A 12,801-nucleotide genomic window follows, 5' to 3' on the forward strand; every position below is an offset into this window, starting at 1 on the left:
TATGGACTTATCAAAATGGCCAATTGTAAACTGGGTCGCTTTTCTAGCGACCGTCGTCATCAATTATTTTGCGAGCGGTGATAATGCCGCGGTTTCAGACCGAATTGACATCTACTTTAAACCGGCGGGTTATGCCTTCTCCATTTGGGGCGTCATCTATGTCGCATTACTTGTCTGGTTAGTCTTACAATTGAAAAAAGGGACGACGGCCAATCGACAGGCCGAACGTATGAAAGCAGGATTCCTGATTTCATGTGTGTTGAACGGATTGTGGCTTCTCGCATTTACGAATGAGTGGTTCGTACTCTCGCTCGTAATCATGGTGGCATTCTTAGCGTCTCTATGCTGGCTATACTATATTGCATTCCGCACATCTACAAGTTGGCTCGATCGTTTCCCGTTCTCGATCTATATCGGTTGGGTGTCGGTCGCAACGATTGTCAATACGTTCGTCGTGATGAAGACAGAACAGATCACTTCTTTATTAGGTCTTGATGAACTTGCATGGACATCGCTCATGCTGATGGTCGGTGTTGTATTAGCCCTACTCTTTATGTGGTGGCATCACGATTTCATCTATCCACTCGTATTCGTCTGGGCCTATATCGGTATTTTTGCAAGAATCGAAGAAGGGACACTGTATGTCGTCATCGTCAGTGCGCTCGCATTGCTCGCGATTGGATATATCGGTTTGATCTTGTGGAAGCGTCCGAAATCGTTTTTGCATCACCCGCGAAAAACAGTTGAACACTAAGTTCGAAAGGGATGTCTATAAAGATATCCCTTTTTTATGTTCTTAAGAACCTATAAATAAATAATATTCATGGATATTTATTCTTTATCTAACATAACTAAAACGATAAAACCTATTGATATCAGCTATGTATACGCTTTCAATCGTAATAGATTCAATTCCTATTATGCAAAAATACATACAGTCCACTTGATTTTTCAGAATATTTAGAACAGAATGTTAATTACGAAACTGTGAGTGAAAGGGGTCGATGATATGAGTCGAGTTGGACTGTATGACTCAAGATTTGAGAAAGACGCGTGCGGGATTGGATTATACGTCAATTTAAACGGACTAAAAAAACATGAGATTGTCCGTAAATCACTCTCGATGCTATGTAAATTAGAGCACCGAGGAGGGCAAGGTGTCATCGATGCCGGTGATGGTGCGGGTATTATGACTGAAATCCCACATGAACTTTTCACGCAAACGATGAACCTTCCGTCACCTGGTCGTTACGCTGTCGGAATGGTTTTTTTTCAACCATCAGACGATCGGCTAAAGGAAAAAATAAATTTGATGGAACGCATGGCAGATGAATTAGACTGTTCGACTATCGAGTGGCGAGAAGTACCCGTGGACGCAACGCAAATCGGGGAACATGCACGCGTGACGCAACCGGTCATTTATCAGTGGTTCATCTCTTGTCCGTTTCTCGATGAAGATGCGAATGAACGTGTGTTCTATGAACTCCGACGAAAGATTGAAAAAGTTGAATCGCTAAACTTATATATTGCGAGCCTGTCGACGAGAACGATTGTATATAAAGGAATGCTGACGCCAGTTCAAATTGATGCCTTTTATTTGGACTTGCAATCACCGCATTATAAGAGCACGTTCGGAATCGTTCACTCTCGCTTCTCAACAAATACGTTTCCTTCATGGGAACGTGCACACCCAAACCGGATGATTGTCCATAATGGAGAAATCAACACGTTACGAGGCAATATCGATGCGATGCGAGCGCGCGAAGGGGTCACATCGACCGATTTGTTTGAGGATGTGAATCATTTGTTCCCAGTTCTCCAAGAGGACGGCAGTGATTCGTCGATGCTTGATAATGCCTTCGAGTTCTTCACGCGCACCGGTCGATCGATTGCGCATACGGCGATGATGTTGATTCCCGAACCGTTTGTTGAAGGTAAGATGGAACCGTTCAAACGTGACTTCTATCAATATCACTCATCCATCATGGAGCCGTGGGATGGTCCAACTGGCGTCGTATTTACCGATGGGCGACAGATCGGTGCAATTTTAGACCGGAACGGGTTGCGCCCGATGCGTTACGTCGAAACATTAGACGGAGAATTAATTCTGTCATCAGAGACAGGAGTCATCCCTGTCGATGCCGAGAACGTCAAATCAAAACAGCGCCTACGACCTGGGCAATTGCTCTTGATCGACTTGATTGAGAAACGTTTGATTCCCGATCAGGAAATCAAGGAGACGATTGCAAAATCGGAGCCGTATCATAAATGGCTCAAACAAATGATGAAAGTGGAAGATAGAGGTGTTCAGGAACAAGACGTCTCAAAGCTCGATCGTGTGCAACGCGCGTTCGGGTATACAAAAGAGGATATCGAACAGTATATGATTCCATTGATCAACGACGAGAAAGATCCGATTGGGTCGATGGGGCATGATCAACCAATCGCAGTTCTCTCTACCCGTCCTCGGTCGCTCTTCCATTACTTTAAACAACACTTCGCGCAAGTGACGAACCCGCCAATTGATGCCTTACGGGAGAAAATTGTCACAGCGACGTTCACTTGGATTGGTCCGCAAGGTGATCCGGTCCATACCGGACGTGGTCACGCGAAACGTGTGTGGCTGGATCATCCAATCATCGATGGTTCGACACTCGATCAAATTAGTGAGCGACTCAAACTCGCTCGCGTCGATACGACGTTCACAAATGATTTAGAGGCGTCGCTTGAAGCCCTTTTGCAACACGTCAGCGAAATTGTACGAAATGGTGCGAACGTCATTGTCCTATCTGACCGTTATATGTCACGTGATCGGGCTGCGATGCCGGCGCTCCTCGTGCTCAGTGCCGTTCACCAACATTTGATTCGTGAGAACTTGAGATCGAACTGTAGCGTGATTTGTGAAAGTGGTGAAGTGCGAGAAGTGCATCAGGCTGCGACTTTGATCGGTTATGGAGCCGATGCGGTATACCCTTACGTTGCCTATGCGACGATTCAACACTTGGTCGAACATGAACAAATCACTCATTCATTTGAAGCGGCAATTCGTTCCTATCAAAAAGCTGTCGTTGAAGGCATCGTCAAAATCATGTCGAAAATGGGAATCTCGACGATTCAAAGTTATCGTGGGGCTCAAATCTTCGAAGCGGTCGGATTAGACCGTGATTTGATTGAAACACATTTCCGAGGAACGACGTCTCAGCTGTCAGGAATCGGATTCGTTGAATTAGAAGACGAGGCAAAAACGCTCCACAAAGACGCATATGAGACAAACCGCCCGCTCGAAGCGGGAAGTGACTTCCAATGGCGTGCAGACGGAGAGGAGCATGCGTTCAATCCGAAGACGATTCACTTGTTGCAACGCGCCTGCCGTGAGAATGAGCGAAAATATTACGATGCCTACGTGAAGTTGCATGAGTCGTCGGGACAATTTATCCGTCAGTTGTTCGCGTTTAAGGAACAACGTCCGGTGGCGATTGATGAGGTGGAACCGATCACGTCGATCGTACGCCGCTTTAAGACGGGAGCGATGTCATTCGGATCCTTGTCGAAAGAAGCACACGAGACGCTCGCTATTGCGATGAACCAAATCGGTGCGAAAAGTAACTCAGGTGAAGGTGGGGAAGACCGTGCTCGCTTTGTCCCGGATGAATTCGGGAACGAGCGCATCAGCCGCATCAAACAAGTGGCGAGTGGCCGTTTCGGCGTGACGGCGGAATATCTATATCATGCCGATGAGATTCAGATCAAGATGGCACAAGGAGCAAAACCAGGGGAAGGTGGACAACTTCCAGGGAACAAGGTGTATCCATGGGTCGCCGAAGTCCGGGGATCGGTTCCTGGCGTCGGACTCATCTCGCCGCCTCCGCATCATGATATTTATTCGATCGAGGATTTGGCACAACTTATTTTTGACTTAAAACATGTGAACCCGAACGCGAAAATCAGTGTCAAACTCGTTTCAAAATCAGGGGTTGGGACGATTGCAGCAGGCGTAGCGAAAGCGAACGCGGATACGATTGTCATTAGCGGATACGACGGTGGGACCGGTGCTTCTCCGAAGACGTCAATCAAGCATACAGGTCTTCCGTGGGAACTCGGTCTCCTAGAGACACATCAAACGCTCGCATTGAACGGACTCCGGGGAAGAGTCACGCTCGAGACGGACGGGAAGCTTATGACGGGCCGTGATATCGTCATGGCGGCCATCTTTGGGGCCGAAGAGTTTGCGTTCGCGACAGCACCGCTCGTCGTTCTCGGATGTATCATGATGCGCGCTTGTCACTTAGATACTTGTCCGGTCGGTGTGGCGACACAAGATCCGGTACTTCGTCAGAAATTTATGGGGAAACCAGAACATGTCGTCAACTTGATGACGTTCTTGGCTGAAGAAGTGCGCGAAATCTTGGCGTCACTCGGTGTCACATCACTCGACGAAGTGGTCGGTCGAACGGACCTACTCGAAGAAAGCGTGTGGAAGACGAATCATCCGAAAGCGCGACGTCTAGATTTGTCTCCAATGCTTTCGATGCCGACACCGTTGCCGGAACGAGAAGAACTCACTCATCCGGCATACCGTTCATACGATCATCGTAAGCTCATCCCGGCTGTATCACGTTCCATCACTTCTGCCCAACCGACGTTCTTCGTAGGTCGCATCCGAAACACCGATCGAGCCGTCGGAACACAGTTAGGTTTTGAAGTGACGAAAGTTCATGGTCAGGTCGGTTTAGCGGACGATACGATTTCGCTTCGCCTTAGTGGATCTGCCGGACAAAGTTTGGGGGCATTTTTACCGAACGGGATCACCATCTCTGTCATTGGCGATGCGAACGATTATATCGGCAAAGGCTTGAGCGGAGGGAAACTGGCATTGATTGCTGAAAAGCATGCGCCGTTTGATGAAAGTGAACAAATGATTGCCGGTAACGTCTGCTTGTACGGAGCGACGAGCGGTCAGGCGTTCTTCAACGGACATGTCGGTGAGCGGTTCGCCGTTCGTAACTCTGGTGCGACGGCAGTCGTAGAAGGAGTAGGGGATCACGGGTGTGAATATATGACCGGTGGGACGGTCCTTGTACTCGGACAGATAGGACGAAATTTTGCCGCCGGTATGTCCGGTGGGACAGCTTATATTTACGGAGCGCAAGCCTATGAACAACTCGTCAATGAGGAGCTTGTCTCCGTCGTACGGGAGTTGGGCGATGAAGATATCGAACAAATTTATGCGCTTCTTGAAGCGCACCAATTCCACACAGACAGCGTCAAAGCACGGACGATTTTAGAGTCATTTGAACAAGTACGTTCACAGTTTGTGAAAGTCGTTCCGAGAGACTACGCGAACGTCTTAGATGTGATGCGTCAAATTGAGGCGGAACGCCCAGAATTGAGTGAAGCAGACCGAGCACTTGAATTGTTCCGTGTCGTGACTGAAGGAGGTACCGCATGAAACATAACTTTTTGAACATCGCTCGAACGACCTTACCGGAACGTCAAGTCGATGAGCGTGTGAGAGATTATGACGAATATGCGACGAGAATGGATGACGAATCGGTCCAGCAACAAGCCGCGCGTTGTATGGACTGCGGCACACCGTTCTGTCACGTCGGTGATTTGATTGGTCAGGAGACGATTGGATGCCCGATTCACAACTATATTCCCGAATGGAACAAGCTCGTCACGAAAGCGGACTGGATGGGCGCGTACCATCGATTGATGGAGACGAACAACTTCCCGGAGTTCACGGGAAGGGTTTGTCCGGCACCTTGTGAAGGATCGTGTACACTCGGGATCAGTGAAGATCCAGTCGCAATCAAATCCATCGAGCGAACAATCATCGACCGGGCATTTGAAGAAGGATGGGTGAAACCGAGACCGGTTCATCGAAGAACTGGGATGTCGGTCGCCATCATCGGAAGTGGTCCTGCTGGTCTAGCCGCCGCTGATCAATTGAATCAATTGGGTCATTCGGTCACGATCATCGAGAAAGCGGATGAAGCGGGAGGACTGCTCATGTATGGAATCCCGAACATGAAACTCGATAAAGATGTCGTAAGACGTCGCGTTCGGTTACTCGAACAAGAGGGTATTGTCATCCGGACGAACGTCGAGGTTGGTACAGATGTAACGGTCGAATCGCTTCGGAACGAATACGATGCGGTCATCTTGGCGACCGGAGCTCAAAAACAGCGCACGCTCGGGATTGACGGAGATGATGCCGCTGGCGTTGAAATGGCGATGGATTATTTGACGGCATCCATGCATGAACGAAAAGGAGCTCCCCTTGCCTCTGATTATGACGCCAAAGACAAAGATGTCATCGTCATCGGAGGAGGAGATACAGGAGCGGACTGCGTGGCGACGGCAATTCGTCAAGGTGCGAAATCAGTCGTTCAGTTCGGGAAGCACCCGTCAAAAGGGTTGCTACGCGCACCTGAGAAACCTTGGCCACTTCAACCTGACACACTTACGACCGATTATGCTTACGCTGAATCATTTGCGGTCTATGAGAAAGATCCAAGAACGTATTTGATTCGTTCAAACCAAATCGTCACGAAAGAAGGACGTGTCACAGGGATTGAAACGGAACGGATGACGAAAGTCGTCAACCCGGATGGTCAAGCGACTTTCTTCGTAGAGGAAGATTCGATGGAGACGTACCCGGCGGACCTCATCCTCGTCGCCATTGGATTTGAACGACCAGAACACGAGTTGCGGAAAATCGGCGTCGAGAAGACGAAAGATTTCCATACGGCAATGGATAACGTCTTTGTCGCTGGGGATGCGAAGCGGGGGCAAAGCCTGATTGTATGGGCAATTCGAGAAGGACGAGAGGTGGCAGAAGTGGTCGATGCGTATCTCGATACTTGCAAGACCGTATTAAAAACCTCATCATAAAAAGGAGCGACAGCCGTCGCTCCTTATCTTTTGTTTAGGAGGAGTTTTATGTTCACCGAAATCCTCATGTATACGGGAATCTGGTTTATTCTCATCCTGATTTTATTAGGAACCATTTATTCACGACGGAAAAAATGATCAAAGCACCATCGCCGCAATCACACCGAAGATGATGAGTGGAATGTTGTAGTGTAAGAACGTTGGCCAAACTGTTTCACGTAGGTGATCGTGTTGACCGTCAGCGTTCAATCCACTCGTAGGTCCGAGTGTCGAGTCACTCGCAGGACTCCCGGCGTCACCAAGAGCACCTGCAGTCCCGATGATGGCAATCGTCGCCTCGACAGAGAAGCCATACTGTATACAAAATGGTACGAAGATGGCCGCGATGATTGGAACTGTTGAGAAACTCGAGCCGATTCCAAGTGTAATAACGAGTCCGACGAGTAACATGACAAGAGCTGCAATCATTTTAGAATCACCCATCAAATCGCTCGCGCCGTTGACGAGCGGATCGATGGCACCCGTTTCACGAATGACAGCTGCAAATCCACTAGCGGCAATCATAACGAAACCGATGAAAGCCATCATGCGCATCCCGCTCGTGAAGATGTCATCGGCCTCTGACCAGGGGATGAGGCGGAAAATCGAGAGTAAGATTAGTCCTGTCACCGCTGAAGCGATCATCGACTCCGTCTGCAATTGGACGATGAGGACGATAAGAACGACGGCAAGTGTCATGATCATCTTGAAGCCGCTCATTTGGCGAACTTCATAGTCAGACGGTCCGAGTGCAATCGTTTCGTACGTTCGTGGTTTCCGGTAGTGAATGAACGCAGCGATCAATCCGACGACCATCCCTAATGCCGGGATTCCCATGATTGAGATGATATTGACGTCTCCGACAGCTAAGCCGTTCGCTTCAACGTTTGCAATCAAAATCTCGTTCAAGTAAATGCCACCGAACCCGACTGGTAGCAACATATAAGGTGTCACGAGACCGAACGTCAAGATGGTCGCAACGAGACGGCGATCTAACTTCAACTCATTGAATAAAACGAGTAACGGCGGAATCACAATCGGGATAAAGGCGATGTGAATCGGGAGTACGTTTTGTGAGCTGATTGACAACAATAAGAGAAGCGACAATAAGAACGCTTTGACGTACATCACACGCTTGCCTGACACGTCACGACCTGACATCGCAATTAACTTTTCAGCTAAAACGTCCGGTAGACCCGTCTTCGACAATCCGACGGCGAATGCCCCAAGGAGCGCATAGCTAAGGGCGATGCTCGCTCCGCCGCCAAGACCGTCGCTAAAGGCGGTCAATGTATCGTTAAACCCGAGCCCTCCAACAAGCCCTCCGACAAGCGCTGCTAATATTAAGGACAATACAATGTGCACACGACTGATGGCGAGTGCAAATAAGACGATGACTGCAAGTAATACTGCGTTCATATCCATCCAACACCTTTCACAATTTCTTTCTCTTGGTATCACTTTAATATGATAAAGACTTTTTGAAATTTAACATATGATGTGACCCTTGTCAAATCGATTATGAAAAAAAGCGATAACTCGTGAAAGTTATCGCTTACGTGTTACAGATCGACGTTGTGATACACTTGGCGAACATCTTCCAAGTCTTCGAGCACATCGATTAATTTTTCAAACTGTTCTTTCGAATCGTCATCGAGCGACACTTCGTTTTGTGGAAGCATCGTCAGCTCGGCGACGGCGAACTCTTCAACCCCGGCAGACTTGAATGCAGTCTGAACGGCATGGAACGCTTCTGGCTCGGCATAGACGATGACCGTCTCGTCTTCTTCGATGACGTCACGAACGTCGAGGTCGTGTTCCATCATGAGTTCAAGGACATCGTCTGCCGACATTTGATTGACACCGATAACGGCAGTCGCATCAAACATGTAGGCGACCGAACCGCTGACACCCATGTTTCCTCCGTTTTTACCGAAAGCGGCACGTACTTCAGATGCTGTACGGTTCACGTTATTCGTCAACGTATCGACGATGACCATCGCACCGTTCGGTCCGAATCCTTCATAACGAAGTTCATCGAAGTTTTCCTCGTCGCCACCTTTTGCTTTATCAATCGCGCGATCGATAATCGCACGGGGCACGTTATACGTCTTCGCACGCTCCACAACGAATTTTAATGACTGGTTCAACTCAGGATCAGGTTCCCCTTGACGGGCGGCCACATAAATCTCGCGACCGAACTTCGCATAGACGCGACTCGTGTTCGCGTCTTTTGACGCCTTCTTCTCTTTAATGTTGTTCCATTTACGACCCATTACATGTCATCTCTCTTTCCATTTGTACGTAGATTCATTACAGATTATATAAGAAGTTGCTTGAATTGACGAGAAAAGTTTTACTCGTCGCCTTTATCCATCTTCTCAACAATCTCGGTGAGCGTCTTCAAACTGTCAATGAGGCGGTCGGTTTCATCCTCATTTAAGAAGGCGAGACGCTCCTCAAAAAGCCTCCGGAACGAGTCTCTCCGTTCAAGTAAAATACGCTCACCTTTCTCCGTCAACTGGTTCCAAATGACACGACGGTCTCGTTCATCCGGTACGCGTGTAATATATCCTTCATTTAACAGCTTCGTGATGAGCGGGGTAACGTTTGGCGGCGCGATGGAGAGTGTTTCACTAATTCGTCCGTTTGTGACAGCTCCCTCGTCCTCAATCAACATCAACAGATGGAAATGAGAGAAGTTCAAGTTCGGAATTTGTGGGAAATCAGATCGACGTAGCAGTTTACGACGAATTAAAGGGATCAGTTTGACAAACTGGTCCGCAGCATCTTGTTTCGGCATAGTAGATTCACTTCCTAGTTAGGTTCTATTTTTATTATACACGAGTTAGGTGCAGTTGAACCTAAAAACGGGTTGATGTGATGATTCATACATCATAGTAGAAATAGATTCGACACAATTTATGTAAGCGTTTACATAAACGGGATTACTTGTTTTCATGAAAACGTATTCGATTTTACTGAGGACACAGTTAAAAATCAAGGGCTATCAACAAATGACAAAAAAATATTGTGAAAGAGTTCACATTGTTGTCACCCACAAACTCTGAAAAACATTGTATTCTATGAATGTGAAGGAAAGCACAATCTCTTGAAAGCAGTCATCACATTGTGTCTTCCATCAAGTCAATATGTTCATTAAAAGCTCTCAATTATGAGGAGGAACCTAACATGGCAGTCAAAGAGAAAGCAAAAGTGGAAACTACGGCAGAACAAATGGTGGATGCGCTCGTAGCGGGTGCACATGCCGCACTCGATACGTTGATGACGTTCGACCAAGAGAAAATCGATGAAATCGTACAAGCGATGGCGCTCGCTGGTCTTGAGCAACACGTCGCACTTGCGAAACTAGCACATACAGAAACAGGTCGCGGTGTCTTTGAAGACAAGATGATCAAAAACATCTTCGCGACAGAATATATTTACAACTCACTCCGTGGAGAAAAAACAGTTGGCGTTCTTGAAGACGACGTTCAAAACGGAATCACATACATCGCAGAACCAGTCGGTGTCGTCGCTGGGGTCACACCGGTCACAAACCCAACATCGACAACGATGTTCAAAGCGATCATCGCCATCAAGACACGTAACCCAATCATCTTCGCGTTTCACCCATCCGCTCAACAATGTTCAAGTGAAGCTGCACGTGTCCTTCGTGACGCAGCGGTAGCGGCAGGTGCTCCTGAAAACTTGATTCAATGGGTTGAAGTCCCGTCACTCGACGCAACAAAAGCACTCATGAACCACCCAGGTGTGGCGATGGTTCTTGCGACTGGTGGGGCAGCAATGGTCAAATCGGCTTATTCGACTGGTAAACCAGCACTCGGTGTCGGACCTGGTAACGTACCGGCTTACATCGATAAGACTGCGAAAGTGAAACGGGCCATCTCAGACGTCATCCTTTCAAAAACGTTCGACAACGGTATGATTTGTGCGTCTGAACAAGCAATCATCGTCGACCAAGAAGTTTACGAAGAAGTGAAGGCAGAAATGACGGCACTCGGTTGCTACTTCTGCTCACCTGAAGAAAAAGCGAAACTCGAAACACTCGTCATTCGCACGGACACATGTGCGGTCAACCCAGAAATCGTCGGGAAGCCAGCAGTGTGGATCGCTGAAAAAGCAGGTCTCAACGTACCGGCTGATACGAAAATCTTGATTGCTGAACTTGAAACGGTCGGCGCAACTGAACTTCTTTCTCATGAGAAGTTGAGCCCGGTTCTCGGTGCTTATAAAGTTCAGTCACGTGAAGAAGGATTCGCCATCGCTGAAAAAATGCTCGAAATCGGTGGTCTCGGTCACACAGCGGTCATCCACTCAACAGATGATGATGCAATCCTTGACTTCGGTCTTCGTATGAAAGCTTGCCGTATCATCGTCAACTCACCTTCAGCACACGGTGGAATCGGTGACCTTTATAACGAAATGACACCATCCCTCACGCTCGGCTGTGGGTCATACGGTAAAAATTCCGTCTCAGAAAACGTGACGGCGAAACATCTACTCAACGTGAAAAAGGTGGCGAGACGTCGCGTGAATATGCAATGGTTCAAAGTACCTGAAAAAATCTACTTCGAGAAAAACTCGGTGCAATACCTTCAATCGCTCACAACGAAAAAACGGGCGATGATCGTCACGGATGAAATGATGGTCAAACTCGGATTTGCTGACAAAGTCATCAAGAACTTGCCAGCAGGTGTTGAGTACCGCATCTTTGACCAAGTCGAACCAGACCCATCTGTCGAAACGGTCATGAACGGTGCCGAAGCGATGCGTCACTTCCAACCGGATATGATTATCGCACTCGGTGGTGGATCACCGATGGATGCTGCGAAAGGAATGTGGCTCTTCTACGAACGTCCAGAAGAGAAGTTCTCAAACCTTCGTCAGAAATTCATGGATATTCGCAAACGGACGTACAAGTTCCCGACGCTCGGTAACAAATCAATGTTTATCGCCATCCCGACAACTTCTGGTACAGGTTCTGAAGTGACACCGTTCACCGTCATCACAGACAAAAAACGTAACGTGAAATATCCGATTGCTGACTATGCAATCACACCAGACGTTGCAATCGTCGATCCTGAGTTCGTCATGACCGTGCCAGCATCGATTACGGCTGACACAGGAATGGACGTCATGACGCACGCGATCGAAGCATACGTTTCAGTCATGGCGAATGATTACACGGACGGCCTCTGCCTCCGCGCCATCAAGATGATCTTCGACTACCTACCAAAAGCGTATGAAAACGGTAGCGATGCGGAAGCACGTCAGAAAGTGCACAACGCTTCAACGATGGCTGGTATGGCGTTCGCGAACGCGTTCCTCGGTATCAACCACTCGATCGCTCACAAAATCGGTGGAGAGTTCCACGTACCACATGGTCGTACGAACGCAATCCTTATGCCACACGTCATCCGTTACAATGCGACACGCCCATCAAAACTTGCGGCGTTCCCGAAATATGAGTCATTCATCGCAGACGAGCGTTACGCAGAAATCGCACGTTACCTCGGCCTTCCGGCAAGTACGACAGCAGAAGGTGTCGAGTCACTCGTCCAAGCGATCATCGAGCTCGGTCAACGTTTGAACATCAAGCTCTCGTTCAAAGCACAAGGCATCAAGAAAGCAGAACTCGATGCGAAGATTGACAAAATGGCAGTCGACGCATTCGAAGACCAATGTACGACGGCAAACCCGAAAATGCCGCTCGTTGAAGAGTTGAAAGAAATCATGTACGCAGCATACGAAGGCGTATAAGAAATCAAATCAATCAAGGTGCCCGTTCGAGAGAGCGGGCACTTTTTTTGAGGAGATAAAAGGTTAGTTAAGAAACGGCAC

The 12,801-nt window shown here is 48.1% G+C and carries 7 protein-coding genes; 4 read left to right on the plus strand and 3 right to left on the minus strand.

Going from position 1 to position 12,801, the window contains the following annotated elements; genetic code table 11:
• Nucleotide 1: 1 nt before the first annotated feature.
• The 3 genes from LCM29_RS03480 (at nt 2) to LCM29_RS03490 (ending at nt 6,897) form a co-directional block, all read left to right on the plus strand.
• On the plus strand, nt 2-754 hold the full coding sequence (locus LCM29_RS03480; protein ID WP_224860860.1) for a tryptophan-rich sensory protein: 753 nt from the start codon (nt 2-4) through the stop codon (nt 752-754).
• 255 nt (nt 755-1,009) lie between these two features.
• Nucleotides 1,010-5,449, plus strand: coding sequence for a glutamate synthase large subunit (gene gltB, locus LCM29_RS03485; RefSeq protein ID WP_224860862.1), 4,440 nt, complete (start codon nt 1,010-1,012; stop codon nt 5,447-5,449).
• Nucleotides 5,446-6,897 carry a glutamate synthase subunit beta gene (locus tag LCM29_RS03490; protein ID WP_224860864.1) on the plus strand — a complete coding sequence of 484 codons (1,452 nt, stop codon included), beginning with the start codon at nt 5,446-5,448 and terminating at the stop codon, nt 6,895-6,897. The genes gltB and LCM29_RS03490 overlap by 4 nt, the downstream gene beginning before the upstream one ends.
• Nucleotides 6,898-7,035: 138 nt before the next feature.
• Here LCM29_RS03490 and LCM29_RS03495 read toward each other — a convergent pair whose 3' ends face one another.
• From LCM29_RS03495 to LCM29_RS03505, 3 genes are all read right to left on the minus strand, one after another.
• Nucleotides 7,036-8,355 carry a Na+/H+ antiporter family protein gene (locus LCM29_RS03495; RefSeq protein ID WP_224860866.1) on the minus strand — a complete coding sequence of 440 codons (1,320 nt, stop codon included), beginning with the start codon at nt 8,353-8,355 and terminating at the stop codon, nt 7,036-7,038.
• Nucleotides 8,356-8,498: 143 nt separating this feature from the next.
• Nucleotides 8,499-9,212, minus strand: a complete 714-nt coding sequence (locus LCM29_RS03500) for a YebC/PmpR family DNA-binding transcriptional regulator (protein ID WP_214783428.1) — start codon at nt 9,210-9,212, stop codon at nt 8,499-8,501.
• An 80-nt stretch (nt 9,213-9,292) separates the two neighbouring features.
• Nucleotides 9,293-9,739, minus strand: a complete 447-nt coding sequence (locus LCM29_RS03505; RefSeq protein ID WP_031423822.1) for a MarR family winged helix-turn-helix transcriptional regulator — start codon at nt 9,737-9,739, stop codon at nt 9,293-9,295.
• A 389-nt stretch (nt 9,740-10,128) separates the two neighbouring features.
• Between LCM29_RS03505 and adhE the strand changes: the two genes are divergently transcribed.
• The gene (gene adhE, locus LCM29_RS03510; RefSeq protein ID WP_224860868.1) at nt 10,129-12,720 is read left to right on the plus strand and encodes a bifunctional acetaldehyde-CoA/alcohol dehydrogenase; all 2,592 of its coding nucleotides are present in this window, start codon (nt 10,129-10,131) and stop codon (nt 12,718-12,720) included.
• The last annotated feature ends 81 nt before the right edge of the window (nt 12,721-12,801 follow it).

The organism is Exiguobacterium aestuarii, from assembly GCF_020171655.1.
GTDB lineage: Bacteria > Bacillota > Bacilli > Exiguobacteriales > Exiguobacteriaceae > Exiguobacterium > Exiguobacterium aestuarii_A.